The following is a 25006-nucleotide window of genomic DNA, read 5'->3' on the forward strand; positions in this document are numbered from 1 at the left end:
GACGCTCTGGTGGGACGGATGTCATGAAGTCTCATCTAGGGAGATGCGACATGCCTGCAACACATATCCGATTTGGCGATGAAGCTCGCGTAAACACTGCCACGGCTGGAAGCCAAGGAACCAACTACATCACCGCTCTTGCGGACGGTGGCTGGGTTGCTACCTGGACAACGAGCAATGCTGAAGGCACAGAGTCCGATGTCATGCAGCAGCGTTTTGACGCGACAGGTGCAAAGGTCGGAACCGAGTTCGTCGTCAACACGACGATGCAGAACTTCCAATCGACGGCGGCGGCGACCGGCCTTGTTGACGGCGGTTGGGTAGTTGCTTGGGAGTCGGTTGGGCAGGACGGCTCCAGCGAGGGCGTGTTTCTTCAGCGCTATGACGTGAACGGCGAGAAGGTCGGCGCGGAAACTCAAGTCAACGGCATTACAGGCGGGACTCAGACAAACCCGAGTGTGACACTTACGGCGGACGGCGGCTGGATCGTTACTTACATTTCACAGCTTGGAAACCAATGGGGCTATTACCAAAAGCGTTACGACGCTGAGGGCGCTGCGGTTGGCCCCGAGACCCGCATTGATGGAGGCACTGCGGACTATGGGACTTCGAGCGTAACACTGACCACGACAGGATGGGTTGTCACTTGGACCGGAAGGGACGCGGATGGTGATGGCATTTTCCAACAAGCCTTCGATCATGAGGGCAACAAGATCGGGACCGTGCAGCCCGTCAACGTGACGACCGCCGGCATACAGCGCGACTCTCACGTCATGGGCCTGACAGATGGCGGCTGGGTGGCGTTCTGGTCTAGCGATACCGGCAATGGGGTGAACTTCTATCAACAGCACTATGATGCCACAGGCGCTAAGGTTGGCGGGGAAACCCTCGTCAATGCCGATGTGCGCGCCACGCGCTCCAACGTCCAATCAACCCTCCTGGATGATGGCAACTATGTTGTCACCTGGGCGGAGCGTGATCGCGATGGCTCAAGCGACGGTATTTATCAGCAAATGTTCTCGGCTACCGGCGAGAAGATCGGCGGCGAAATCCTCGTCAATCAGACGACAGAAGGCAGCCAAAACAGTGCAACAGTAACAGCGCTTGCGGGTGGTGGCTGGGTTGTATCCTGGGATTCCAATGGACAGGATGGCGACGGCTACGGCGTCTATCAGCGTGTGTTCTCGCAGCCGGAAGACCTCACCCTCACGGCAGGGAAGGATTATGTTATAGGCTCGGCTGGCAATGATGTGATCAAGGTTGCCCTCGGAGGCCTTGATCACAGCGATGAGGTGCACGGCGGGGATGGTCTCGACACCCTGCAAATGCTCTCGGCCGGAACCCTCGATCTCCGAAATGGCACGACTTCAAGCATCGAAGTTTTACGGGGATCGGAAGGCGACGATACCTTTATCCTCAAGCATGGTCTCAATCCTGGTTTCTCGGTCATCAACGGCGAGGGCGGCAATGATGTATTGCAAGTGCAAGAGGGCACCACGGATCTGAGTATGGTAACGCTCTCGGGGATCGAGAAGATTCAGTTCAACGCGACGGGCTCGACGGTACGCTTCAACCTTTGGGACCAAGCCAAGCTTGCATATGGTTCCGGGGCGGAAGGGGTCACGGATGAAGTGATCTTGGCTATCGACGCAGTGACCAATGCCCGGATCTTGCAACTCTTCAACCAGGGGATTGAAAAGGTTACCGATAGTAACGGTGTGAGTTACGGACGCGTTCCGATTGAGCTGACGAATGAAGGCGGCACGATCAAGACAACTTCCGATGCTCCGGTCAAGCCGTTCGCGAAAGGCCTATCAATTGAAGTTGCATACGGAGCGGAGGTTACCGCTACTGTGATGATCAACAACCCTGCCAACGGCAAGCTGATCTCCAATGCTGGCGGTATCTATCAAGAGTCTCTTGGTCTTTTTTCGATCACGGGCACGGCGGCCGTTGTTGAGAAGGCCCTACAGGACTTGGCTTTCGATCCCTCCGACAATGGCGCTATTGGCAGCACAACCAAGACGACGTTCACTGTGAGAGTCAGTGATGGCTTCAGTCATGTATTAGACGAAGGGAAGACGTTCGTTGAATCAGCTGTTGCAAATATTGCGCCCGACTCGCTAAGCCTGAGCCGTAATTTCGTTTTCGAGAACACAGCCTCCGGCTCGGTGGTGGCAACCATATCTGCCACGGACAAGAACTTACCAGAATCCTTGAGCTTCGAGATTATCGGTGATGCAGCGGGCCGCTTCGCAGTGTCGGGTAACACGTTGGTGGTCAAGGATGGTGTGCGCCTCGACTATGAGCAGGCCACCTCTCACGATATCACGCTGCGGGTCAAAGACGCTCACGGGCTCGTGCGCGATGAGATCTTCAAGATCGAGGTGTGGGACGTTGTTCACGAGATCATCAAAGGTTCAGATGGCAACGACGTTCTCGTAGGCTCGGGCGGCCTTGGCATGGACCGGCTCTATGGCGGTCTCGGCAACGACACTTTGGAAGGTCGCAAGGGCAAAGACATCTTTGTGTTCAACACCAAGACGAACAAGAAAACCAACGTCGATACGATCAAGGATTTCAGCGTCAAGGATGATACGATCTGGTTGGATAATGCCGTGTTCAAGAAGCTCGGCAAGGCGGGGTCTGAGAAGAAGCCTGCCAAGCTCTCGAAGGACTTTTTCACCATAGGCACGAAAGCGGCCGATGCGAAGGACTACCTGATCTACAACAAGAAGACCGGCGCGCTGTACTACGATGCCGACGGTACGGGATCGGCCGCGCAGATCCAGATCGCAAAGGTGGGTAAGAACCTCAAGCTGACCGAAAAGGATTTTTTCGTTGTTTAAGATAGTGCCTTTAATTGGGACGCTAGTTTGGCCTCTCGCGCTTGGCGCCAGGACCGGCGTCGACAGCTCTCGGCATCGCAGCCGCTACGGGCGCTGATCCCACCGGTATCAGCGCCATGGCCGTAGGCCCCGTCTACAAAGCTGAGGTCAATGCGAACCTGAAGGCTTGGCAGGCCCAAAACCCGGCTCCGAACCCTCAAGCAGAGCTCGCCAAGATCGAGGCCATCAGGCGGAAAGCCATCGCTGATGGCGTACTCTATCCCGACGGAAGCTCAAAGCAGTAACTTTGCATTCAAATCCTCAGGGCGTGGTCTTCTCGCTCGGTCAGCCGGGTGGGCCACCCCCCAGATAGGTGGGTATGAAGCTCGGTATGGGCTCATCCGTTCAGATCCAGATCGCCACTCTCCTCACGAACCTCACGATCACCTACAGGGACCTCTTCGTTGTCTAAGTCAGCCAAACCTCTGTTTATCATCGTACTGACTCTGTCCCTGGGTGGATGCGTCAGTCAGGGCACGCATGAACTCAGTGCAACCGAAACCGGATTGGATTGCGCAGCTTTGTCTCAGGAACTTGCTGCCAACGAACGCCAGATCGTGGCAGCTGCGGGCGAGAGAAGTGCCAACGAGACCAAGAATGCGGTGGGCCAAGCCGCTATGACGCTGTTGCTTCCGGAACTGTCCTTTATCGACCTATCCGCTTCTGAGAAGGCGAAGGTCGACGCTCTGCTCAGCCGCAACCGGGCGCTGAAGGAACTCGCACAGTCTAAATGATGTCCAGCAACGGCAGACACAGTGTAGGGATGGTCAACTAGAATAGACACCTCTTGCTAACCGGGTTCCGGCGAGTTCTCCCTTTTGCTCAATTAGCAATCGTGCCTTGGCCTTTTATCGGAAATCTCTCGTTTTCACTGTGATCGCCTGATCTGGTACGAGAGAGCGGTTGGGCATGTTGCCTGTCGTAGGTAATGCCCCACCCCGCGATCCTACTGACCTGAGAAGGCCGGACAAGTCTGCGAACCCATCGGCCACGACATGGATTACCAGTCCCTGTTTCTGCACCCTTCCTCGGCAGGCAAGCATACCTGCAGAGAGAATTAAGCGGCGCTGCTGCTCGAAGAGCGACGGCCAAATCACAAGATTGGCAACATCGGTTTCGTCTTCGATGGTCATGAACGTAACCCCCTTGGCCGATCCTGGCTTCTGGCGCACGAGAATGAGCCCCGCGACCGTCACAATCTGGTTGTTCCTCACATGCTAGAGTTCGGCAGCACGAATGATGCCCCGCCGCTCCAGATCACCCCGGAGGAAGGTGACCGGATGCTGGCGCAAGGTCAGACCCTGTGAGCGATAATCCGCAACGACCTCGCCACCCTCCGTCAGCGGCGTGAGCGAGACGTGAGGCTCAACGGCTTCAGGGTTTATCTGCTCTTCCYGCTCATCGGCAGCGGCAAACAGAGGGAGGGGCGTAAACTTGGCGAGCCGACCGTTATCCGGCCGCTTGTGTTCTTTCGCCAATTCTTGAGGAATCACGCTCGCTTGAGACAACCCTGTTCCCAAAACTTCCAACGGAAGCAATTGGAGAGACTAATCACGAGCAAATCCGGAAGATCCGGAGTTTCGTCCACAACCCCAACCGTCGGCGAGATCAGGCGATTGCTCGTTTTGAGACAGAGGAGCTTGCCCGGTGGGAAAGCTTCTTCGATACCTTCGAGAAGAATCCGCTCACACCAGAACAGCAGCTATCGATCGTTGCGGATGAGGATGCAACACTTGTGCTGGCCGGTGCTGGCTCTGGAAAGACAAGTGTCATCACGGCGAAGGCGGGATATCTGGTGAAGGCCGGCATCCAAAAGCCCGACCAGATCCTATTGCTGGCTTTCGCTCGGGATGCGGCGCGAGAGATGTCCGAGCGCATTGAGGAACGTTGCGGCGAGCCACTCGAGGCTCGAACCTTCCATGCTTTGGCTTATGACATCATCGGAGCTGTCGAAGGCACCAAGCCGGCGCTAGCCGCGCACGCGACGGATGACAAGGCATTTCTAGCGCTGATCAAGGACATCTTGAGAGCACTCGTTGCAACAGACTCCGATGTCTCGCGGGCGATCATCCGTTGGTTTTCTTACACGCACCTCGAAGAGAAAAGCGAGTGGGACTTCGAACAGAAGCACGAGTATTACACCTTTATCGAAAAGGCAGACCTCCGGACCCTGCAGGGTGAGAAAGTGAAGAGCTTTGAATAGCTGATGATCGCGAACTGGCACTTCGAAAGCGGGATCGAGTATGAGTACGAGCCGGACTACGAACACAAGCTTCCTGACACGGGTCGGCGGATCTACTGCCCGGATTTCCGGCTTAAGAAAAGCGGCGTTTACATCGAGCATTTCCATTGCTCTCGCTGATCTTCTGATGAAGGCGAACTGGGCGCGGCGCATCCTGTTCTTGGCCGACCGCGTAGCACTGGTGAACCAATCAGTAAACGCCTTCAAGACATTCCTGCCTGCCGCCTCTCCCGTGAACCTCGTCACGGACAAGGAAGCGACCGGGCGGGTCTATGTCTCAACCTATCCGATAATGATGGGCCTGATCGACGAGGCGCGGGACGGCAAGCGTCGTTTCGGCCCCGGCCACTTCGACCTCATCGTTATCGATGAGGCTCACCGGTCCGTATATCGTAAGTACGGAGCGATCTTCGATTATTTTGACAGCCTTCTGGTCGGTCTTACGGCGACGCCTAAGGACGAGATTGATCGCGACACCTATCGCCTGTTCAATCTGCAGCGTGGCGTACCGACCGATGCTTATACTCTTGATGAGGCCGTGCAGGACGGCTTTCTCGTACCGCCGAAAGCTGTCTCCGTGCCGCTCAAGTTTCAGTGGGAGGGCATCTCCTATGACGACCTCGCCGACGAGGAGAAGGACGCCTGGGACGCGATCGAGTGGGATGAGGAAGGCACCGTACCAGGCCGGGTTGAGGCTGCAGCCGTCCACAAATGGCTATTCAACAAGGATACGGTCGACAAGGTGCTTGAGCACCTCATGACCCATGGCCTCAAGGTGGCGGATGGCGAACGCATCGCAAAAACGATCATCTTCGCCAAAAACCACGATCATGCGCAGTTCATTGCCTCCAGATTCGATGAGAATTACCCACACTTGAAGGGGTCGTTTGCCCGCGTGATCGACTTCAAGACCGAGTACGCTCAGTCGCTGATTGACGATTTCAGCCAAGCCCACAAGGCGCCGCATATCGCGGTCTCGGTCGACATGCTCGACACCGGCATCGACGTGCCGGAAGTCGTCAACCTCGTTTTTTTCAAGATCGTGCGCTCAAAGACCAAGTTCTGGCAGATGATCGGGCGCGGCACGTGCCTGTGCCCGAACCTGCTTGGACCAGGACAGCACAAGGAATTCTTCTACGTCTTCGACTATTGCCAGAATTTCGAGTTCTTTAATCAGAACCCTGCTCTGGCCGAGGGCTCTCTTGGAGATTCACTCTCCAAGTGCCTCTTTGCGTCGCGCATGGAACTTATCGGAGAGCTAGACGGTCTAGTAAACCGCAAGACGCCTCAATCTCTGCCAAGCGGCTACACACACTTGCCCACACCCATAGCCAATCTGGGTGAGCCCGGCTCCAGCGTTGATCTGGAAGCGCAGTACAGCCTGTTGCGCGAGGATTTGGCGAAACGCCTGCGAGAAGAGGTTGAAGGCATGAGCCTAGACAATTTCCTCGTGCGTCCCAAGCGACGGCTGGTAGAAAAATACGCGCAGGGCGAGGTTTGGGGAAGCTGGGTCTTGATGAACGCACGGAGCTAATCGACAACGTCGCCGGTCTCCCGTCGAGCTTGGTGGACGAGGATATGGAGGCCAAGCAGTTCGACCTGCTCATCCTCAAGATCCAGCTTGCGGCCTTACGCCATGGAAAAGGTCTTTGAAGGTCTGCGGAACAAGATTTCGCAGATCGCCAGCTTGCTCGAAGAGCTTTCGAACGTCCCCATGGTGGCGCAGGAGCTACCGCTGATCCTCGACATTAAGGCGGATGAGTTTTGGCAGGATATTACAGTTCCGATTCTAGAAGGCGTCCGCCGTCGTCTCCGCGACTTAGTCAAGCTCATTGAGCTGAAGCGTCGGCCTATCGTCTATAGGGATTTCGAAGATGAGATCAGGGCAGGCACAACGATCGAACTCGAGGGCATAACCGTTGGCACGGACATGGACCGCTTCCGAATCAAGGCCCGTCATTTCGTGCGTGCCAACGAGAGTCACATCGCGATCCTAAAGCTACGCCGGAATGAACCGTTGGCGGCAACTGACTTGACCGAGTTGGAACGCATGCTCCTCGATGCCGGTGTCGCAGCCCCGGCCGAGATCGAGCAACTCCAGACCGACGGCGGTTTGGGCTTATTCGTGCGTTCACTCGTCGGATTGGAGCGAGACGCAGCCAAGCGGGCATTTGAAACATTTCTCGCAGGCAAGAACTTTTCCGCAGATCAGATTGAGTTCCTCAACATGGTCATTGACCATCTTACCGAACGTGGCGCGATGGACCCACGACTTCTCTACGAAAGCCCCTTCACTGACCTCGACGATCTCGGCGTTGCCGGCATCTTTGCTGAGGGCGATGTCACTCAGGTAATCTCTATCCTAGAGGATGTACGCCGTCGTGCCACAGCCTGAGGCCTGCGAGAGGTCAATCGGAAGCTAACCGAATCTCTAGGCTTGATGGCGACAAGAAATTCTGCGCGCTGCATGAAGCAATTGAGTAAGCTTGCTTACCACGCGCTTACCAGAGCGTCTTTCTGGTAAGCAGCCCTCGAACCTGCGAGAGTTAAGTCATTGAATTTAAATGGTACAGCCGCCCCGGCTTGAACGGGGGACCCCCAGATCCACAATCTGGTGCTCTAACCAACTGAGCTACGGCTGCACGTGAGGCAGGGTGTAATCGCGCCGGCGATCAATTTCAAGGCTTCTTTGCGCTCGCAGGCCCTGAAAAGACAACGGCGGACCAAAGGGCCCGCCGTTTCAAAGGGTTAGGCTTGAAAAAGCTTACTCGGCGGTGGCGCCGGCGGCTTTGAGGACCGGGGTCCAGCGGGCCACTTCGCTTTCCACGAGCTTCTGGAGGGCTTCCGGCGTGCGCTCGGAGGCGCTCGGGATCACGCCGCCAAGCTCCAGGAGGCGCTTCTTGGTGTTCTCGTCGTCGAGGGACTTGGCCAAGGCGTCGCTGAGCTTCTTGACCACATCCGGAGGAGTGCCCTTGGGTGCGAAGACTGCATTCCAGGCGCTGACTTCGTAGCCCTCGAGGCCGGCTTCCTTGGTGGTCGGCACGTTCGGCAGAACGGGCGAGCGCTCAGGCGTCGCGATGGCGAAGGCCTTGATGTTTCCGCCTTGGATCTGCGGAGCGACGTTGACGATCTGGTCGGTCATGTAATCGACCGTGTTGGCCATGAGGTCGTTCAGCGCCGGGCCCGTGCCGCGATAGGCGACCATGGTGGGCTTCGCCTTGATGACCGAGTTGAAGAAGATGCCGGTCGAGTGCGAGACCGAGCCCACGCCCGCATGGGCCATGTTCACCTTCTCGCCATTGGCCTTCATGTACTCGAGGAAGCCCTTCAGATCATTGGCCGGAAAGTCCTTCTTCGCCACGATCACGATCGGCGTGCCAGCGGCGAGGCCGATGGGCGCGAAATCCTTCGCCGGATCGTATTTCAGGTTCGGATAGAGGGCTGGCGCGGCGCCGTGGGTGCCCATGTGGCCCATCATGATGGTGTAGCCATCCGGCTGCGATTGCGAGGCGCGGGTGATGCCCGTGGTGCCGCCGGCGCCTGCCACGTTCTCGATCACGATCTGCTGGCCGAGCGTGCGGGACATGTTGTCCGTGACGATACGGGCCACAACATCGGTCGGGCCGCCGGCTGCGAAGGGTACGATCATCGTGATCGGACGGGTCGGATAATTCTGAGCCTGAGCGCTGGTGGCGGCGAGGCCCGCGACCGCGGCGAGGGCCAGTGCGACTTTCTTCATTGTCTTCCTCCCTAGGAAAGTTATCGCCTTACATTTGGTCATGATGAGGCTGAAGGCAAGCTATTCGGTAAACACCTCGTCCCTCCCCTTTCGTATGGAGGGCAAGAGCGCAACGATGAGCAGGATCGCGGCAACCGCGAGCAGAACGGCGCTGACAGGACGCTCGATGAAGGTCTCCATCGAGCCGCGCGACAGGATGAGGGCGCGCCGCAGGTTCTCTTCCATCAGCTTGCCGAGCACGAAGCCGAGCAGCATGGGAGCGGGTTCGAAGCCGAGCTTCATCAGCGTGTAGCCGACGAAGCCGAAGAGCGCGATGAACATCACGTCCGTCGGCAGCGAGTTGATGGAGTAGATGCCGATGCAGCAGAACATCAGGATGGCCGGGAACAGCAGACGGTAAGGCACCTTCAGGAGGCGCACCCACATGCCCACCAGCGGCAGGTTGATGATGAGCAGCATGAGATTGCCGACCCACATGGAGGCGATCATGCCCCAGAACAGGTTCGGGTTCTTGGTCATCACCTGCGGACCGGGAATGATGCCGTGAATGGTCATGGCGCCGACCATGAGCGCCATGACCGCATTCGGCGGAATGCCCAGCGTGAGCAGCGGAATGAACGAGGTCTGCGCGCCGGCATTGTTGGCGGATTCAGGTCCTGCCACGCCCTCGATGGCGCCACGGCCAAAGCGGCGCGGATCCTTGGCGATCTTCTTCTCGAGCGTGTAGGACGCGAACGGGCCGAGCACCGCGCCGTTGCCCGGCAGGATGCCGAGGATCGCGCCGATGAACGTGCCGCGCAGAACCGGCTTGTAGGATTGCTTGAAGTCGTCCCTGTTCGGCAGGAGGCGGCCGATGGCTTGGCGCACCACGTCGCGATGCTCGGTGTGATCGAGATTGCGCATGACCTCGGCGATGCCGAAGATGCCCATGGCGAGCACGGCGAAATCGATGCCGTCGGACAGGAAGGCGAGACCGAAGGTCATGCGCTCCTCGCCCGTCTCGAGATCGAGACCGACAGTCGAGAGAAGCACGCCGAGGAGGATCATCGCGATCGCCTTCAGGATCGAGCCGCGCGCCAGCACGACCGCAAAGACGAGGCCCATCACCATGAGGGAGAAATATTCGGTCGGCCCGAAGATGAGCGCAAGCTTGGTGAGCGGTGCACCGAGCGCCGCGATCACGAGCGTCGCCACGGTGCCGGCGAAGAACGAGCCGATGGCCGCAATACCGAGCGCCACGCCGGCGCGGCCCTGACGTGCCATCTGGTGGCCGTCGAGTGCAGTGACGACCGATGTCGCCTCGCCGGGGATGTTGACGAGGATCGCCGTGGTCGAGCCGCCGTATTGGGCGCCGTAATAGATGCCGGCGAGCATGATCAGCGCGCCTGTCGGATCGAGGCCGAAGGTGATGGGCAAAAGCATCGCGATGGTCGCGATGGGGCCAACGCCCGGCAGAACGCCAATCAGAGTGCCGACGAGGCAACCGAGAAAGGCCAAGCCGAGGTTCTGAAACGTCAGCGCGACGGAAAAGCCGAGGGCTAGGTTGGAGAAAAGATCACCCATCAAATTCTCCCGCTGTGATCGGCGACATCAATGGCCGTTGTCCGACGCCCGCGCGTTGCGAAAAACACGACGACGGCCCCTGCCACGAGGATGGCGGCGGTGGCCCGCATGACCGCCTTCTGCGACCAGTCGCTCGGGAAAAGGCTCGTGAGCTGCTGCGGGAAGATCGGGATCGGCAGGTTCAGCAGATCACCGAAAAGCAGCATGCAGAAAGGCGTGAGACTCAACGAGAGCAGCACCAGATCGCGCAGGCGCGCCTCAGGCGTCGCGAAGCCGCCGATGATGATGGCGAGCGGCCCTGCCACCACGAGGCCGAGGCCGGGGATCGTGAGGCTTCCAAACGAGAAGGGGCGGATCGTGACGGCGAAGGCCAGGATCGCCACGATGATGAAGAAGGGGCCGCGCAGGCTCCATCCTTCGAGAGGGTCGCCATCCTTCGTGAGGCCGGTGACGAGAAGGGTCAGGCCGGAAAGGCCGACGCCGACCGCAAGCCAGCGCGGCAGCATGGCGGGCCCCATGGAATTCAGGGTGCCCTGGTCCAGATCGCGCGTCAGCCACAGGGCCAGGGCGGCCAGAGCGATGAGAAGGAGGCCTCCTGCAACGCTTTGCGGTGCGCGAACCGGTCCGTGGCGCCCCGCTGGCGCAAGGCGTTCGTGAGGATTGGACATGGACGACCTCCCGAAGAGCGCTTTCAAGCGCCTGAGTTCATTCAGACCGATATGTGCCTAAGGCCGGGTTTGGATCAAGCCGCCGCTCCAGGGGAGCCGAAGTTCTCAACAAACCCTCCTCCAGGCAGCCAGGGGCGTCATCTGTGAATAGGCTGCGACGAACCGTCTATTCGACTATAGGACAGTAACTCCAGGACCGAGCTGACCTATTCAGCAACAATGCTCACTTGATCCGTTGCTTCAGGTTGTCTAGATGATCCCCCGTAGCCAGGCCGGGCCCCTCTGGTCGCTCCTTCAAGGAGCGGCGATGTCGGACTGGATGAAGACCAGGGCGGCCCCTGGATTCGTTCGAGAAGACGTTTGCCCGCATCTGAAGGCCTCGCCGGACTTAAAACGGAGTCCGGGCCCGTGATGCCGGACAAGTGTCTTCTTGAGCGTATTGCATGTGCTGCCCTCGACCCGACAACTGAGGCATCACATGTTTGAACTCTCCAACTTTTTCGGCCCTGAGGTTGTCGCCTTCCTGATGGTGGTGGGCATCGATCTCGCACTGGCCGGCGACAATGCCATCGTCATCGGCCTCGCCGCCGCAGGCCTGCCCAAGGAACAGCGCAACAAGGCCATCCTGCTCGGCGTTCTTGCCGCCACTGTCCTTCGTATCATCTTCGCCCTGGTCACGACCCAGCTTCTGGCGATCGTAGGCCTGCTGCTCGCCGGTGGCGTGCTGCTCCTGTGGGTCTGCTGGAAGATGTGGCGCGAGCTGCGCACCACCCATGCTGAGGAAGAGGCCGCTGAAGAGGCGCTCGAAGGCAAGGACCTGAACCAGGACGGCACCATTGCCGGCGGCGCTCCTCGCAAGACCTTCTCGCAAGCCGCCTGGCAGATCGTCATCGCGGACGTGTCGATGTCCCTGGACAACGTGCTTGCGGTCGCGGGTGCTGCTCGCGAGCATCCCTACATCCTGGCTTTCGGCCTGCTGCTCTCCATCGCATTGATGGGTCTTGCCGCGTCCTACATAGCCCGCCTGCTCCAGCGCTACCGCTGGATCGCCTATGTGGGCCTGGCGATCATTCTCTACGTGTCTCTCAAGATGATCTACGAGGGCTTCATGGAGATCTATCCCTTGATGAATGGCGTGGCGGGCTAAGCAAGCCTCTCGTCACTTAAGGCGTTCAGGGCCGGCCCTACGAAAGTGGAGCCGGCCCTTTTCTTTGTCATGCCGCATTTCTCAGACTTTCGCGATTGACGGAAGAGTTGAGGAGAGGCAGAGAATTTTCCCGCATGTCCTCCTTGCCCCGCCCCTATTTTTCCTACCTCGGCTTCAAGTACGGCGCCCGCGCTTCGCTGCCGGCTTTTCCCGGGTTCATCATGTTCGCGGCAGCCTTCGGCACCGCCGCGGCCCAGAAGGGCCTGTCGCTAGCCGAAGCCATGAGCCTGACGGCCTTCGTCTATGCCGGCGCGTCGCAGATGGTGGCGATGGAAATCTGGCAGGAGGTCTGGTCGCCCTCGACAATCCTTACGGTCATGACCGTCACTGCCGTCGTCAACTCCCGGATGATCCTGCTCGGCGCGACGCTCCAACCGTGGCTGCGCTACGAACCCCTTCCCCGAAGCGCCCTCAATCTCTTCCTCATTACGGAAGCGGGATGGATCGTGTCCACGCGATATCACAACGAGGGTGGCCGCGATGTCGGCGTGCTGTTGGGCTCGGGCGTCGTCCTCTGGATCGTCTGGCTCATCGCGACATTTGTCGGATACCTCGCGGGCGGACTTGTGCCGGAGCCGCAGCGCTTCGGTCTCGATCTCGTCATGCCGATTTTCTTCGGCGTCATGCTCGTACCGCTCTGGAAAGGTCCGCGCGTCGCCCTGCCCTGGCTCATTGCCGGCCTCGTCTCGCTCATCGTGCACGCCCTCGTGCCGGGCTATCTCTTCATCATCGCCGGCGCGCTCGCGGGCGTCATTGCAGGGATGCTGATCGAATGAGCGGATTGAGCGCGTTCATCGCCACGCCCTGGGGCACCGCTATCGCCATCGCGGGCATGGCACTCATCACCTTCCTGTGCCGTATCGGCGGAGTGGTGCTCATGAGCCGCGTGCGGATCACGCCTAGGGTCGAGCGGGGCCTTCGCGCCCTGCCGGGTTCCATCATTCTCGCGACGATCCTGCCGGTCGTGATCGACAATGGGTTACCCGCGATCATCGGCGTGACGGCGGCCATCACCGTGATGGCGATCACGCGGATCGATCTTCTCGGGCTGCTGACGGGCCTAGGCGCCCTCTCCGCCATCAGGGCCCTTCTGTGATCCCTGCTTGAGCCGCATGCGGATGCGGTATGTCAGGCCATCGCGAATGTTGCGATAGGCATCGAGCATCTGCTCGCGCGAGCCCTGCGTGATCGTCGGATCGGGTGTCGGCCAATATTCCACATCGGCCGCGATGGTCCGTGTCAATTCGAGCGCCGCGTGATGAGCCTCGGGCGACAGCGAGATGATGAGGTCGAAGTTCAGTCCTTCCCACTCTTCGAGCTCTTCCAGCGTGCGCGGCTTGTGCTTGGAACCGTCTATGCCGATCTCGGACAAGGCGGTCGTCATAAATCCATCGGTTTCGCCTTTGCGCACGCCTGCGGACTGCACATAGATCGACTTGCCGAAGTAATGCCGGGCGATAGCCTCCGCCATGGGGGAGCGCACCGCATTCATCGCACAGACGAACAGAACGGAGTGGATTTTCTTCGGGGCCGCGTCCAAGCGTCAGCCCCTCCAGTGCAGCGCGAAGATGAGCGTGAACAGACGGCGCGCGGTATCGAAATCGACGACGATCTTGCCGTCGAGGCGCTCGCGCAGAAGCTCGGCGGCCTCGTTGTGCAACCCTCTGCGCCCCATATCGATGGCCTCGATCTGCGCAGGCGATGCTGAGCGGATGGCCTGGTAATAGCTGTCGCAGATCATCTCGTATTCACGGATCGCCTTGCGAAACGGCGTGAGCGACAGATGATGCGAGATAAGAGGCGCACCATCCCGCGCCGTCACCTCGAGGCAGAGCTTCTTCTCGATGAGGGAGATGCGCAAGGCATAGGGGCCGCCGTCATAGTTCGGCAGCGCGAAGCTATTCTCCTCGATGATGTCGTAGATGGCAATCGCCCGCTCATGCTCCTGATCGGGGTTGCCACGGCCGATGGATGCCTCGTCGAGGGTGACTGCGACCAGCCGGCACCGCTCTTTCCCTTCGCTCGACATCCCCTCTCCACTCAATCCTTACAGGTTCAGGCGGATCGCGATCGATCGCGCGTGACCCTCCAACCCCTCGGACCGCCCAAGAGCGATGGCTGCGGGGCCGAGCGCCCTCAAGGAGCCCGGATCGCATTTCAGGATCGAGGTTCGCTTCATGAAGTCAAGTACGCCCAAACCGGATGAGAAGCGAGCCGAGCGGGCCGTAGGCAGCACGTGGTTCGGACCGCCCACATAATCGCCGATAGCTTCGGGCGTGTGGCTGCCGAGGAAGATCGCACCTGCATTGCGCACTTTGGCCGCCAATTCCTCGGCTTTCTCCGTCTCGATCTCGAGATGTTCCGGCGCCAGCCGGTCCACGAGGGGAATCGCGTTTTCGAGCGTGTCGATCAGGATGATGGCGCCGTAATCCTGCCAGCTCGCCCGAGCGATCTCGGCCTTCGGCAAGGTCTTGAGCTGGCGCTCAACCGCCTGCTCGACCGCATCGGCGAGGGAGGCGCTGTCCGTGATGAGGATCGACTGGGCTGCGGGATCGTGCTCGGCCTGCGCCAGAAGATCGGCGGCGATCCAGTCCGGATTGGCATGGGAATCTGCGAGGATTAGCACCTCGGAGGGGCCGGCGATCATGTCGATGCCGACCTGGCCGAACACCCGGCGCTTGGCGGCAGCCACATAGGCATTGCCGGGGCCCACGATCTTCGCCACCGGCTGCACCGCATGGGTGCCATAGGCCAGGGCCGCGACGGCCTGGGCGCCGCCGATGCGGAAGACTTCATCCACCCCGGCAAGACGCGCGGCGGCGAGCACGAGCGGATTGGTCTCTCCACGCGGCGTCGGCACTACCATCGCAATGCGGGGGACACCGGCGACCTTCGCAGGCACGGCATTCATGAGAACGGACGAGGGATAGCTTGCACGTCCGCCCGGCACATAGAGCCCGACGGATTCAATCGCGGTCCAGCGCCAGCCCAGCGTGACGCCGAGCGCATCGGTCGTCATGGAATCCTGCGGGCGCTGCGCACGATGATAGACTTCGATGCGCTCCTTCGCGAGTGCCAGCGCTTCCAAGGCTTCCTTGGAGCACTGGGCTTCCGCCGCGTCGATCTCCGCATCGGAGATGCGCAGGGTCTCGGGCTGAAGGGCCAGCCCGTCGAACCGGTAGGTGTAGTCGATCAGGGCCTCGTCGCCCTTCGCCACCACATCCTCGATGATGGCGCGGACGACTTGGTCCACATCCTCGGACACCTCGCGCTTCGCCGACAGGAGGGCGGCGAAGGCAAGCGGGAACGAGGCGTCCCGCGCATCGAGCCTTTGCACCATCACAGGCGCTCCGCCTGCTGCTGCTCCTCATGCAACGGGCGGCTCTCGGCGGCCCAGACGGGGCCTGTGTCTTTCATCTGCATCTCGACGCACTCCAGATCCACTTGGATGGCTCCGCCTTCGGCAAAGATCAAGGTGGCTGTGCCCGATGGGGCATCGTGCTCCTCGAACGTAATGGCGAGAAGGTTAAGAACAGCATCCTTGCTGGTCTGGTCGATGCCGCGGACGCGCACGCCCGTGACGTTCTCGAAATGCATGCAGGTAAGCCGGCGCTGGGGCGTTGCCGCCTCCCAATCGTACCGGCGCACCTGGATGGCGAAGCGGCGTTCCTTGGGAAGATAGGCGATATCGCCGAGCCGCAGGAGCGAATCCTGCAGGTGGGCCGAGATGACGGCCAGATCTTCGGGGTCGAACGCAACGAGTCTCAGGAGATCCATGGTCTGCCAACCTATTGTTGAACTTTAAGCTTTAGGTAGAGAGCACCCCGGCCCTGCGCAACCTTTCGGCTCAGGCTCGGTTCATCTTTCAATGGCCATGATGCTTGACCTCATAAAGGAACGGTCGATGAAACGCCTATTGCTCGCCGCCATGGCGGCTCTCACCCTCACCGCGCCCGCTGCGGCGCAGTATTACGGCAATCCCTATTCGCAGCCTTATGAGGAAGAATGGGTCGAGCGCGAGCCGGCCCCACGCTATTACGAGCGCCGGCCCGATTACGGATACAGGCCCGAGTCCCGATACGGCTATGAGCCCCGGCGGGGCTATCGCGAGGAGTATCGCCAAGACTATCGCTATGCGCAGCCTCGTGGTGACCGGCAGCGCCGGGCCCAGGGCGGCAGCATCTGCGTGACCTCGCGCGGCAGCTGCCAGTACCCGCAAACCATGTCGAACGGCGCCAATTGCACCTGCGAAATCCCGGGCTTCGGGGTCAAGCGCGGCAATATTCAGCGATAATGCAAGAAGCGGAGGCCAAGGCCTCCGCTTCTTTTAAGAAATGCATCAATGAGACCCCAAAAGTGGTGTCCACTTTGGGGGCCGATACTTCAGCCCCGCAGGCGCTCGATCTCGGCACCGCAGCGGGCGAGCTTCGCCTCCAGCGCCTCGAAGCCGCGATCGAGGTGATAGACACGGTTGATGGTGGTTTCGCCATCGGCCACGAGGCCGGCGATCACGAGCGACACCGAGGCGCGGAGGTCGGTCGCCATGACCGGGGCCCCTTTCAGGCCCGGCACGCCGTCCACATAGGCGCTGTCGCCGTCGAGGCGGATCTGGGCGCCCAGGCGCGCCAGCTCCTGCACGTGCATGAAGCGGTTCTCGAAGATGGTCTCGCGGATGCGGGACGTGCCGCTGGCGCGGGTCATGAGAGCCATGAACTGCGCCTGCAGGTCGGTCGGGAAGCCGGGGAACGGGTCGGTCGTGATATCGACCGCCTGGATGCCGTTGCCGTTGCGGCGGACACGGATACCGCTATGGGTCGAGGAGACCTCGGCGCCGGCCTGAGCCAGAACGTCGAGGGCTGCCTGGAGATACTCGGGACGGGTATTCTCCAGCACCAGATCGCCACCTGTCATGGCGACCGCCATAGCGTAGGTGCCGGTCTCGATGCGGTCGGGCATCACGTCATGGGATGCACCGTTGAGCTTGGCGACGCCCTCCACCACGATCTCGGAGGTGCCGTGACCCTGGATCTTGGCGCCCATCTTGATGAGGCATTCGGCGAGATCCACCACTTCCGGCTCGCGGGCGGCGTTGCGGATCACGGAGGTGCCGTTGGCGAGCGTCGCCGCCATGAGCGCCACATGGGTGCCGCCGACCGTTACCTTCGAAAAATCGATCTCGGCGCCCTGGAGGCCCTTGGGGGCACTCGCAACAACATAGCCTGCGTCTATCTCAATGGCAGCGCCCAGCTTAGCCAGCGCCATGATCAGCAGGTCCACCGGGCGGGTGCCGATGGCGCAGCCGCCGGGCATGGACACCTTCGCATGGCCGAAGCGGGCGAGAAGCGGCGCGATGACCCAGAAGCTGGCGCGCATGGTCGAGACCAGTTCATAGGGCGCGCTGGTATCGATGATGTTCTTGGCCGACAGGCGGATCGTCTGCCCGGTCTCGGTGGACTGGCCCGGACGGCGGCCGGCGATGGAATGATCCACACCAAAATTGCTCATGATCCGCAGAAGCGAGGAAATATCCGCGAGCCTCGGCACATTGCCGAGTTCCAGCGTATCTTCTGTGAGCAGGCTCGCGATCATGAGGGGCAGGGCCGCATTCTTGGCGCCGGAGATCGGAATCAACCCGTTGAGAGGCGCGCCGCCCCTGATGCGAATGCGATCCATTATTCGTTTTTCCTTGTGCTTTCAGCGAGCTTAAGCTTATGCGCGTCTTGAGCTTTATAGGCTAGTCGGACGGCTTGTCGCGCTCAGGAGACCCGTTTTCGTCATCGGAAGGGCCCGGAACGGCCTTGGCCGCCTGTCGGCCTCGGGCCTGAGCCTTACGCTTTTTCAGGTTTTCCTTCAAAGCGGCCTTGAGCCGGTCAGCTTTTGCTTGCGATTTCACGTCAGTCATGGTTCACGCGACCCATCGTCGCCTTCATCAAATAGAGGCTTCGCAAGCGGGTCTCAACCGCAATATCAGGGTTCCGGGCTTTGACCGGGATCAATGTCGTCTGGCATAATCAATGCACAATCCCCGGGCATACATTGCCCACCCGGTGAGATGATGGATTATCAGAGCTTCTTTACGTCAGCCCTCGACCGCCTCCAGAGCGAGCGCCGCTACCGCGTTTTCGCCGATATCGAACGCAAGGCGGGCCAGTTCCCCCAGGCCCTCTGGCACAGCCCCGAGGGACCCAGGCCTATCACCGTGTGGTGCTCCAACGATTATCTCGGCATGGGCCAGAACCGTGACGTGACCCGCGCCATGGTGGAGGCCGCCTGGCGGCTCGGCACCGGCGCCGGCGGCACCCGCAACATTTCCGGCACCAGCCACCCCATTGTGGAGCTGGAGGCCGAACTTGCCGATCTCCATGGCAAGGAGGCGGCCCTCGTCTTCACCTCAGGCTATGTCTCGAATCAGACCGGCATCGCCACCCTGGCCAAGCTCATTCCCAACTGCCTGATCCTGTCGGACGCGCTCAACCACAATTCGATGATCGAAGGTGTGCGGCACTCCGGCTGCGACAAGGTTGTTTTCCGCCACAACGACCTCGATCACCTGGAAGAGCTGCTGAAAGCGGCGGGCGACCGGCCCAAGCTGATCGTTTTTGAGAGCGTCTATTCCATGGACGGGGATATCTCCCCCATCCACGCGATCTGCGACCTGGCCGAGCGCTATAACGCCATGACCTATATCGACGAGGTCCATGCGGTGGGCATGTACGGCCCCCGTGGCGGCGGCATCGCCGAGCGGGACGGCGCCATGCACCGGCTCGACGTGATCGAGGGCACCCTGGGCAAGGCCTTCGGCGTCATGGGCGGCTATCTGACCGGTACCAGAGCCGTCATCGATGCCGTGCGCAGCTTCGCGAACGGCTTCATCTTCACCACGGCCCTCCCCCCGGCTGTGGCGGCGGCGGCGACAGCCTCGATCCGCTACCTGAAGAACTCCTCGGCCGAGCGGCAGAAGCAGCAGCGCCAGGTGGCCAAGACCAAGCAGGTGCTGAGCGGCCTCGGCCTGCCGGTCATGGACACGGTGACTCACATCGTTCCGGTGATGGTGGGGGATGCGGAGGCCTGCAAGGCCGCCTCGGACCGCCTGCTGGAGAAGCACGGCATCTACATCCAGCCGATCAACTACCCCACCGTTGCCCGCGGCACGGAGCGCCTGCGCATCACACCCGGCCCCTTCCATTCGGACGCCCATATCAATGTCCTGGGGGCCGCGCTTGTGGAAGTTTGGACCGCTTTGAGGCTTCCTCTCGAGCCGAAAGTGCAGGCCGCCGAATAAAGATAATTTTTCAAGCTTGCGCATGGGGCCGCGCTGTGGCAGTAAGCGGCCCTCTTCGTTGGCGCGCTGCCGTAGCTCAGTGGTAGAGCACTCCCTTGGTAAGGGAGAGGTCGAGAGTTCGATCCTCTCTGGCAGCACCATCGAACTTCCTCATGAATGCATGAGGCCGGGCCGACCGTTCATCACGTCGGCGACCACCCTTTCAAGACAATAAAAATCAGACTTGCAGGCGATAGTCGCCTGCGGTGCGTGGCGCCCTTTGTTCTCTGGCACGTCTTCGCAATGAGCCGAAGTCAGGCGCGCTCATCGACTAACTCCTGCGCCGACACAATCGACATGGATCTCCCCGGCCCGGGTCCGAGGAGATCGGTTCTGGTCGTTGATGCTCGGCTTACACGACGAAGATGTCGTGATGCGTCACTGTCATGTTCTTCGACACTTTGGCGATGCACGGCAGTCTTCGCGTAGGGTCCCGATCCAGCTTCCTGAACATGCTGTTGTCGAGCAAGACGAAATCACGCTTCACATTGAAAGTCGGCGATAGTGTCAAAGCTCTTTCGCTGGGCGAGACTGCCATCGTTGACCGGGAGATGCTCTGCCCGCACCACCCTTGAGAGTATTGAGGCCCGTGCCGCTATCCAAGGTGCTCTCAGTCGAGAATGATGTCCTGCGAAAGCGACGTTTTGTCCTCTGTAAGGAAAAATGTTTTCCTTTACCCATCAAGTAACGACCAAACAAAACACAATGAGAGCAGGCCGCTGAAGGCGCCTGAGCTTTGGGGCAATGTAAGACTTACAGCGAGTTATGAGTAGTGCCGCCTGGTGGCGAACACTACGGGATTGCTCGCATCATCGCGGCCCATGCTCACACACTCTTCACGCCAGGTCTGCAATACTCTGAGCGGCTCGAAGAAACACGTGTAGAGATAACGCCCATGCCCGACACTTCGACACTCAGCCGTTCCGGCAGCGCCTATGTCGATGCGCTCCTCAGCGACGTGAAATGGGCGACGAACAGGCTGACCTACAGCTTTCCTACATCCGCGAGCCAATACGGCGCCTTTTATGGTGAGGAGCCCGCGAATGGGTTTGGCGCCTTCAATACGGACCACAAAGCCGCGGCATTCGCAGCTTTGAAGCTTTATACGTCAGTCAGCAACCTTACCTTCCAGAGGGTTACTGAAACGGGCTCACAGCATGCGGAGTTGCGCTATGCCCTGTCGAATGAGCCCTATACGGCATGGGCCTATTCCCCCTCTTCCTTCGACTTCGGTGGCGATGTCTGGCTCAATAAGGCGGGCCGGAAATACGACGATCCCATCAAAGGCACCTATGCCTTCATGACCATCGTCCACGAGACGGGACACGCGCTCGGCCTCGAGCACCCGCATGAAGGCTTGAGCATCATGCCGTGGGCTCGCGACTCATTGGAATACACGGTGATGAGCTATCGCTCATATGCAGGAGCCTCAGTCAGCAAGGGATATGTCAACGAGGAACTGAGTTATCCGCAATCCCTGATGATGTACGACATCGCCGCCATCCAGCACATGTACGGCGCGAACTACGCGACGAATAGCGGTAACACCACCTACGCCTGGCTGCCGGCGACAGGCGAAATGCTCATCAATGGGCACTCTCAGGGGAAGCCCGGAGGGAACCGGATCTTCCAGTCGGTGTGGGACGGCAACGGCGTCGACACTTACGATTTCTCGCGTTACGCGACCGCGCTTTCCATCGACCTTAATCCAGGCGCCTGGACAAAAGCCTCGGTTGCGCAGCGCGCGAATCTCGAGGAAGGCGGCCGGAAAATCGCGGCCGGCAACATTGCCAATGCCCTTCTTTACAACGATGACCCACGCTCCTTTATCGAGAAGGCCATCGGCGGTTCGGGACGCGATGTCATCAAGGGCAACGCTGCGGCGAATATCCTGCAGAGCGGCTCGGGCAACGACACACTTTACGGACGTGGTGGCAACGACAAGCTCTATGGCGGAAGCGGGAACGACAAGCTGTTCGGACAGGGTGGAGCGGATGTGCTCATCGGCGGCAAAGACGCGGACACTTTCGTGTTCAGGAGCACCAGCGATTCCTACGGCGCGGAGAAAGATGTTATCCGCGATTTTCTGAGTGGGATCGATCACATCGATCTGCGCAGGATCGATGCCGATGTCAGTCAGAGCGGCAATCAGGCGTTCATATTCATCGGGCAGAATGCGTTCGGCGACAGGGCGGGCGAGTTGAGGTTTGCAGGCGGCATTGTGGCCGGAGACGTAAATGGAGACGGCATCGCTGATCTTGAGATCGTCCTAGCCGGTATTTCGCGGCTCGTGCGGACCGACTTCTATCTCTGACCGAACTCGCGGATCGCGTCGGTTGCCTGATAGGCCCAGTAGGTGAGCTGCGCCGCAGCCTTTCCGAGGATTCCGCCATTCCAGGATAGACCGAAAGGCGCGAAAAGACGATAGCGGTCGCTCTCCCCGGCCATGCCCTCCGCGATGATCGTTCCGCCGATGGCAGTCGTGTTCATCCCGTGCCCACCGAACGCCGTGCAATACCAGACGCCCGGTTGCAGCTGCCCGATCTGCGGCATCAGATGGCGGGCATAGGACATCAGCCCCGACCAGCCGACCTCCACCTTCAGCGGTTCCAGTTGCGGATAGGTCGTCACCATCTCGCGCTGGAGCAGGGTCGCGATGTTGCGGGGATCGCCGACGCGCGTGGTGATCCGCCCACCCCAAAGGATCCGCCTTCCCTCATCGACGACGCGGTAATAATCCCCTGCCCTTCTGTCGTCGAGAATGGCCGCATCGGTGCGAATTGCATCGCGAACCAGATCGGGAGCTTCTTCCGTAAGCAGAACGTAAGTTGAGATGGGCAGGAAGGCCCGGCGCAAAGCCGGCACGACACGGCCGGTATAACCGCCCGTCGCAAACAGTACTTGCCCGGCTTCGATCATCGCTTCTTTCGTTCGAATCCGTTTGCGAGCCCCGTCCAGTTCCGCCGAGACGGCGGCGGACTGTTCATAGATGGATGAGCCTTGCTTTGCAGCCTCGCGCGCGAGCGCCCGCGCATAGTTCAGAGGGTGAAAGTGGAAGGCATCTTCGTCCAGCACTGCCTCTTGGTATTTGGGCGAGTTGTACAGCGCCCTCACCTCATCACGTTTCAGGTATCGGAGTTGCATCCCAAAATCGCGCCGTTGCTTCTCGGATGAAGCTTTCAGCGCACCACCGGAGTGATAGCGCAAGGCCTTGGCGATGCCGGAAACAGGCGATGCCTCGCGTATCCCCAGCATGTCGATATGTGTCCGCATGATCTCCACGCCTTCCATGGAAAGCCTGTAGAGCTCGTGCGCTTGATGCTGACCGACATGACGGGCAATGCTGTCGAGCCCCGTTGCATAGCCGGCCGCCACGAAGCCGCCATTGCGGCCCGATGCGCCCCAGGCAATACGGTTCTCCTCGAGCAAAACGACGGAACGCCCGAGCCGCGCAAGTTTGAGGGCAGCCGTCAGACCGGCAAGCCCGCCGCCGACGATGCAGATATCGGCCTCGATGTGTCCTGTCGCGCGAGGATAATCCTCGGACGAGGTCAGCGTGCGCCGGTAATAGGTGTCGATGTAGCCGGAGGAAGACGGAGCGGTCATGCGGTGACTTCGGCAACGGTCACGAGATTGCTCCTGTCCGGCCTCAGAAGGATAGCTCGCATGCGTCGAGATAGATCTGCACCAGTTTCTCGCAGCCCTCGCGGTCTTCATCGTCGAACCGGTTGGGATTGGGACTGTCGAGATCGAGCACGCCGAGAACCCGCCCATCCCGGATCAACGGCACCACGAGTTCGGACCGAGAGGCGCTGTCGCAGGCGATGTGGCCCGGGAAAGCATGAACGTCCGGTACCACGATGGATTCCCGCCGCTCCACGGCCGTACCGCACACGCCTCGGCCGACGGCAATGCGCACGCAGGCTGCTTTACCCTGGAAAGGCCCCAGCACGAGCTCGGGCCCGCGCATGAAATAGAATCCAGCCCAGTTGAGATCGGGCAGGAACTGATAGATCAACGCCGACATGTTGGCCGCGTTGGCGATTGCATCCGGCTCGCCATCCAGAAGGGCGGCCATTTGCTGGGCCAGCGACGCATACAAGTCGCGTTTGCTGTCGGTCTGCGGGAGCGGTTTTGCCTCGAACATGAGATTCACTTATGGGCCCTATGTCCGCTTGTCCAGAGGGGAGAGGCAGAGCTTGAGCAACCTTGCCGCATGAAAAAAGGCTCCTTACCCAAGAAAGGAGTCCTCGAAGTCGTGATAGGCTTCAGGCCTGCAGGCCACGACTAAGGGTCCAGAAAGCACTAGCCCGCTGCAATGCGACCGATGGGTGAGAACAGCGTCGGCTTTATGGTTTCGCGGATGGCCCTGCTTGCGGCTGCGCTTCTTTCAGAGGTTTGATCATCCAGTTGAACAGGGCAATGTCTTGCTCGGCAATCTTGGTGTTCATATCGGCCACGATCTTAGCCACCTCTGCACTCAGCGATTTGTTGTGCCGCTCCCGCTCGGCCAGAAGCTTGTTGATCTGATCGACATAGCTCACATTCATCTGCTTTTGCAAAGTGGCGGCAATCTTGCCGTACTGGTTGTTGAGAGTCGTAATCCGTGCAGTCGCATCGGAGACGATGCTGCGGATGGCGTTTGTGTTGTCAGGCGGATTTCCCGTGGGGAGACTGACCTTGTAGTATTTCTTACTGGCCACCAGCTTTTCCCGTACCAAGCGAACCTCTTCCAATCCATCAGCGATGGATTTGCTGCTGATGAACTTGCTGTTCCGGAAGGCGTCGGTCACCCCGTTCAGGCGAAAACTCTTTTCGGCATTGTAGATTCCGTCGCGAGACTGATCGCTGATCATGCGTCGCGCGATGTCTAGTTTTGCAACGTGCGCGATAAAGGCCTCGTAAGGCTTATCGATCTGCATCTTGAGATCCTCGCGGGCTGCCTCGGCCATTTCCCAAGCGTCTGGAGCGTCAGAGTCTGCTGTTTCCTCTTCATTGGAATCGGCAGGAGCAGGAGCTTTAGAACCGCCAGGAGCGCCGTCATTACCCTTTGTTTCGGTGACCGCCTTGACGAGAGCTTTAACTTCCTCTTCGGAGGATTTCCGGATCACGCCCTCGAAATGCGGCTTGAGCATGGGCCACATATTACCGTGGGTTTCTTCCAGTTGCTCGAGAGCGTCCTTCTGATAGGGCTTCAATTCCGCGGAATGAACGGGCCCCGTCCCCAGTAGCAGGGAAAAGATCAGACCAGTTAATACCTTAGCGCTCATCAAAGTCCCCCGAATAAATTTGCTGCACCGGCGATCACTAATCCGGGCAAAACTTTTAAATCAGGGCAAAGCAATAACTCGCAGCTCCAAAAAGTGCAATTTAATACC

At 59.8% G+C, this 25006-nt stretch carries 25 protein-coding genes and 2 tRNA genes; 13 read left to right on the top strand and 14 right to left on the bottom strand.

All coding sequences use genetic code 11. The features are described 5' to 3' along the window. Nucleotides 1-50: 50 nt before the first annotated feature. From AB4Y85_RS07635 to AB4Y85_RS07645, 3 genes are all read left to right on the top strand, one after another. Nucleotides 51-2849 carry a hypothetical protein gene (locus AB4Y85_RS07635; protein ID WP_441984275.1) on the top strand — a complete coding sequence of 933 codons (2799 nt, stop codon included), beginning with the start codon at nt 51-53 and terminating at the stop codon, nt 2847-2849. 41 nt (nt 2850-2890) lie between these two features. Further along, complete coding sequence (locus AB4Y85_RS07640) at nt 2891-3133, top strand: hypothetical protein (RefSeq protein WP_441984276.1); 243 nt, start codon at nt 2891-2893, stop codon at nt 3131-3133. Between the two features lie 159 nt (nt 3134-3292). After that, nucleotides 3293-3622 (top strand): hypothetical protein, encoded by a 330-nt coding sequence (locus tag AB4Y85_RS07645; RefSeq protein ID WP_441984277.1) that lies wholly within the window; start codon nt 3293-3295, stop codon nt 3620-3622. A gap of 114 nt (nt 3623-3736) precedes the next feature. On the opposite strand, the gene AB4Y85_RS07650 is transcribed toward AB4Y85_RS07645, so the two are convergent. Both AB4Y85_RS07650 and AB4Y85_RS07655 read right to left on the bottom strand, forming a co-directional pair. Beyond that, entirely contained in the window at nt 3737-4102 is a 366-nt protein-coding gene (locus AB4Y85_RS07650) for an OB-fold nucleic acid binding domain-containing protein (protein ID WP_441984278.1), read from the bottom strand. Between the two features lie 3 nt (nt 4103-4105). Then, on the bottom strand, nt 4106-4366 hold the full coding sequence (locus AB4Y85_RS07655; RefSeq protein WP_441984279.1) for a hypothetical protein: 261 nt from the start codon (nt 4364-4366) through the stop codon (nt 4106-4108). A 137-nt stretch (nt 4367-4503) separates the two neighbouring features. On the opposite strand from AB4Y85_RS07655, the gene AB4Y85_RS07660 reads away from it, so the two are divergent. The 3 genes from AB4Y85_RS07660 (at nt 4504) to AB4Y85_RS07670 (ending at nt 7525) form a co-directional block, all read left to right on the top strand. Then, nucleotides 4504-5091, top strand: a complete 588-nt coding sequence (locus tag AB4Y85_RS07660) for a UvrD-helicase domain-containing protein (RefSeq protein ID WP_441984340.1) — start codon at nt 4504-4506, stop codon at nt 5089-5091. A gap of 166 nt (nt 5092-5257) precedes the next feature. Then, nucleotides 5258-6664 (top strand): DEAD/DEAH box helicase family protein, encoded by a 1407-nt coding sequence (locus AB4Y85_RS07665; protein ID WP_441984341.1) that lies wholly within the window; start codon nt 5258-5260, stop codon nt 6662-6664. Nucleotides 6665-6751: 87 nt separating this feature from the next. Next, nucleotides 6752-7525 carry a type I restriction-modification enzyme R subunit C-terminal domain-containing protein gene (locus AB4Y85_RS07670; RefSeq protein ID WP_441984280.1) on the top strand — a complete coding sequence of 258 codons (774 nt, stop codon included), beginning with the start codon at nt 6752-6754 and terminating at the stop codon, nt 7523-7525. 170 nt (nt 7526-7695) lie between these two features. On the opposite strand, the gene AB4Y85_RS07675 is transcribed toward AB4Y85_RS07670, so the two are convergent. From AB4Y85_RS07675 to AB4Y85_RS07690, 4 genes are all read right to left on the bottom strand, one after another. Continuing rightward, nucleotides 7696-7772: transfer RNA gene (locus AB4Y85_RS07675), tRNA-His, on the bottom strand. Nucleotides 7773-7894: 122 nt separating this feature from the next. Continuing rightward, nucleotides 7895-8869 carry a tripartite tricarboxylate transporter substrate-binding protein gene (locus AB4Y85_RS07680; protein ID WP_441984281.1) on the bottom strand — a complete coding sequence of 325 codons (975 nt, stop codon included), beginning with the start codon at nt 8867-8869 and terminating at the stop codon, nt 7895-7897. 60 nt (nt 8870-8929) lie between these two features. Further along, the gene (locus tag AB4Y85_RS07685; protein ID WP_441984282.1) at nt 8930-10432 is read right to left on the bottom strand and encodes a tripartite tricarboxylate transporter permease; all 1503 of its coding nucleotides are present in this window, start codon (nt 10430-10432) and stop codon (nt 8930-8932) included. Then, complete coding sequence (locus AB4Y85_RS07690; RefSeq protein ID WP_441984283.1) at nt 10432-11100, bottom strand: tripartite tricarboxylate transporter TctB family protein; 669 nt, start codon at nt 11098-11100, stop codon at nt 10432-10434. The genes AB4Y85_RS07685 and AB4Y85_RS07690 overlap by 1 nt, the downstream gene beginning before the upstream one ends. Before the next feature lie 478 nt (nt 11101-11578). Here AB4Y85_RS07690 and AB4Y85_RS07695 point away from each other — a divergent pair, with 478 nt between their 5' ends. The 3 genes from AB4Y85_RS07695 (at nt 11579) to AB4Y85_RS07705 (ending at nt 13403) form a co-directional block, all read left to right on the top strand. Continuing rightward, entirely contained in the window at nt 11579-12247 is a 669-nt protein-coding gene (locus AB4Y85_RS07695) for a TerC family protein (protein ID WP_441984284.1), read from the top strand. A gap of 134 nt (nt 12248-12381) precedes the next feature. Further along, a complete protein-coding gene (locus tag AB4Y85_RS07700; protein ID WP_441984285.1) occupies nt 12382-13083 on the top strand; it encodes an AzlC family ABC transporter permease in 702 nt (233 codons plus the stop codon). Then, nucleotides 13080-13403: an AzlD family protein gene (locus tag AB4Y85_RS07705; RefSeq protein WP_441984286.1), complete on the top strand. Its 324-nt coding sequence runs from the start codon at nt 13080-13082 to the stop codon at nt 13401-13403. Before AB4Y85_RS07700 ends, AB4Y85_RS07705 begins: the two co-directional genes overlap by 4 nt. Here the strand turns inward: AB4Y85_RS07705 and AB4Y85_RS07710 are convergent. From AB4Y85_RS07710 to AB4Y85_RS07725, 4 genes are read right to left on the bottom strand one after another with little or no spacing between them, the layout of a single operon-like run. Next, complete coding sequence (locus AB4Y85_RS07710; protein WP_441984287.1) at nt 13368-13847, bottom strand: arsenate-mycothiol transferase ArsC; 480 nt, start codon at nt 13845-13847, stop codon at nt 13368-13370. The two genes, AB4Y85_RS07705 and AB4Y85_RS07710, sit on opposite strands and share 36 nt — an antisense overlap. A gap of 3 nt (nt 13848-13850) precedes the next feature. Beyond that, nucleotides 13851-14336 carry a UPF0262 family protein gene (locus AB4Y85_RS07715; protein WP_441984288.1) on the bottom strand — a complete coding sequence of 162 codons (486 nt, stop codon included), beginning with the start codon at nt 14334-14336 and terminating at the stop codon, nt 13851-13853. 18 nt (nt 14337-14354) lie between these two features. Further along, nucleotides 14355-15647 carry a histidinol dehydrogenase gene (gene hisD, locus AB4Y85_RS07720; RefSeq protein ID WP_441984289.1) on the bottom strand — a complete coding sequence of 431 codons (1293 nt, stop codon included), beginning with the start codon at nt 15645-15647 and terminating at the stop codon, nt 14355-14357. Then, the gene (locus AB4Y85_RS07725; RefSeq protein ID WP_441984290.1) at nt 15647-16084 is read right to left on the bottom strand and encodes a DUF2948 family protein; all 438 of its coding nucleotides are present in this window, start codon (nt 16082-16084) and stop codon (nt 15647-15649) included. Before AB4Y85_RS07725 ends, hisD begins: the two co-directional genes overlap by 1 nt. Before the next feature lie 127 nt (nt 16085-16211). Here AB4Y85_RS07725 and AB4Y85_RS07730 point away from each other — a divergent pair, with 127 nt between their 5' ends. Next, nucleotides 16212-16601: a hypothetical protein gene (locus tag AB4Y85_RS07730; protein WP_441984291.1), complete on the top strand. Its 390-nt coding sequence runs from the start codon at nt 16212-16214 to the stop codon at nt 16599-16601. A gap of 89 nt (nt 16602-16690) precedes the next feature. Here the strand turns inward: AB4Y85_RS07730 and murA are convergent, their stop codons facing one another. Further along, nucleotides 16691-17980 carry a UDP-N-acetylglucosamine 1-carboxyvinyltransferase gene (gene murA / locus AB4Y85_RS07735; RefSeq protein WP_441984292.1) on the bottom strand — a complete coding sequence of 430 codons (1290 nt, stop codon included), beginning with the start codon at nt 17978-17980 and terminating at the stop codon, nt 16691-16693. A gap of 382 nt (nt 17981-18362) precedes the next feature. Between murA and hemA the strand changes: the two genes are divergently transcribed. From hemA to AB4Y85_RS07750, 3 genes are all read left to right on the top strand, one after another. Then, nucleotides 18363-19589 carry a 5-aminolevulinate synthase gene (gene hemA, locus AB4Y85_RS07740; RefSeq protein ID WP_441984342.1) on the top strand — a complete coding sequence of 409 codons (1227 nt, stop codon included), beginning with the start codon at nt 18363-18365 and terminating at the stop codon, nt 19587-19589. Nucleotides 19590-19654: 65 nt separating this feature from the next. Continuing rightward, a tRNA-Thr gene (locus tag AB4Y85_RS07745) sits at nt 19655-19729 on the top strand. Between the two features lie 794 nt (nt 19730-20523). After that, entirely contained in the window at nt 20524-21942 is a 1419-nt protein-coding gene (locus AB4Y85_RS07750; protein ID WP_441984293.1) for a M10 family metallopeptidase, read from the top strand. Here the strand turns inward: AB4Y85_RS07750 and AB4Y85_RS07755 are convergent. The 3 genes from AB4Y85_RS07755 to AB4Y85_RS07765 all read right to left on the bottom strand — a co-directional run bounded on the left by AB4Y85_RS07755 (nt 21933) and on the right by AB4Y85_RS07765 (nt 24898). Continuing rightward, the gene (locus AB4Y85_RS07755) at nt 21933-23234 is read right to left on the bottom strand and encodes an NAD(P)/FAD-dependent oxidoreductase (protein ID WP_441984294.1); all 1302 of its coding nucleotides are present in this window, start codon (nt 23232-23234) and stop codon (nt 21933-21935) included. The genes AB4Y85_RS07750 and AB4Y85_RS07755 overlap by 10 nt on opposite strands. Before the next feature lie 43 nt (nt 23235-23277). After that, on the bottom strand, nt 23278-23775 hold the full coding sequence (locus AB4Y85_RS07760; RefSeq protein ID WP_441984295.1) for a GAF domain-containing protein: 498 nt from the start codon (nt 23773-23775) through the stop codon (nt 23278-23280). A 202-nt stretch (nt 23776-23977) separates the two neighbouring features. Further along, nucleotides 23978-24898 (bottom strand): hypothetical protein, encoded by a 921-nt coding sequence (locus tag AB4Y85_RS07765; protein WP_441984296.1) that lies wholly within the window; start codon nt 24896-24898, stop codon nt 23978-23980. Nucleotides 24899-25006: the final 108 nt, after the last annotated feature.

The sequence above is a fragment of the Microvirga sp. 2YAF29 genome (assembly GCF_052114605.1).
Taxonomy (GTDB): Bacteria; Pseudomonadota; Alphaproteobacteria; order Rhizobiales; family Beijerinckiaceae; genus Microvirga.

Excerpts from the sequence above, each read along its gene's own strand:
- AB4Y85_RS07635 (WP_441984275.1), top strand. The coding sequence starts at position 51 with ATGCCTGCAACACATATCCGATTTGGCGATGAAGCTCGCGTAAACACT.
- AB4Y85_RS07665 (WP_441984341.1), top strand. The coding sequence starts at position 5,258 with ATGAAGGCGAACTGGGCGCGGCGCATCCTGTTCTTGGCCGACCGCGTA.
- AB4Y85_RS07680 (WP_441984281.1), bottom strand. The coding sequence starts at position 8,869 with ATGAAGAAAGTCGCACTGGCCCTCGCCGCGGTCGCGGGCCTCGCCGCC.
- AB4Y85_RS07685 (WP_441984282.1), bottom strand. The coding sequence starts at position 10,432 with ATGGGTGATCTTTTCTCCAACCTAGCCCTCGGCTTTTCCGTCGCGCTG.
- AB4Y85_RS07690 (WP_441984283.1), bottom strand. The coding sequence starts at position 11,100 with ATGTCCAATCCTCACGAACGCCTTGCGCCAGCGGGGCGCCACGGACCG.
- AB4Y85_RS07695 (WP_441984284.1), top strand. The coding sequence starts at position 11,579 with ATGTTTGAACTCTCCAACTTTTTCGGCCCTGAGGTTGTCGCCTTCCTG.
- AB4Y85_RS07700 (WP_441984285.1), top strand. The coding sequence starts at position 12,382 with ATGTCCTCCTTGCCCCGCCCCTATTTTTCCTACCTCGGCTTCAAGTAC.
- AB4Y85_RS07705 (WP_441984286.1), top strand. The coding sequence starts at position 13,080 with ATGAGCGGATTGAGCGCGTTCATCGCCACGCCCTGGGGCACCGCTATC.
- AB4Y85_RS07715 (WP_441984288.1), bottom strand. The coding sequence starts at position 14,336 with ATGTCGAGCGAAGGGAAAGAGCGGTGCCGGCTGGTCGCAGTCACCCTC.
- hisD (WP_441984289.1), bottom strand. The coding sequence starts at position 15,647 with ATGGTGCAAAGGCTCGATGCGCGGGACGCCTCGTTCCCGCTTGCCTTC.
- AB4Y85_RS07725 (WP_441984290.1), bottom strand. The coding sequence starts at position 16,084 with ATGGATCTCCTGAGACTCGTTGCGTTCGACCCCGAAGATCTGGCCGTC.
- AB4Y85_RS07730 (WP_441984291.1), top strand. The coding sequence starts at position 16,212 with ATGAAACGCCTATTGCTCGCCGCCATGGCGGCTCTCACCCTCACCGCG.
- murA (WP_441984292.1), bottom strand. The coding sequence starts at position 17,980 with ATGGATCGCATTCGCATCAGGGGCGGCGCGCCTCTCAACGGGTTGATT.
- hemA (WP_441984342.1), top strand. The coding sequence starts at position 18,363 with ATGGATTATCAGAGCTTCTTTACGTCAGCCCTCGACCGCCTCCAGAGC.
- AB4Y85_RS07750 (WP_441984293.1), top strand. The coding sequence starts at position 20,524 with ATGCCCGACACTTCGACACTCAGCCGTTCCGGCAGCGCCTATGTCGAT.
- AB4Y85_RS07755 (WP_441984294.1), bottom strand. The coding sequence starts at position 23,234 with ATGACCGCTCCGTCTTCCTCCGGCTACATCGACACCTATTACCGGCGC.
- AB4Y85_RS07760 (WP_441984295.1), bottom strand. The coding sequence starts at position 23,775 with ATGTTCGAGGCAAAACCGCTCCCGCAGACCGACAGCAAACGCGACTTG.
- AB4Y85_RS07765 (WP_441984296.1), bottom strand. The coding sequence starts at position 24,898 with ATGAGCGCTAAGGTATTAACTGGTCTGATCTTTTCCCTGCTACTGGGG.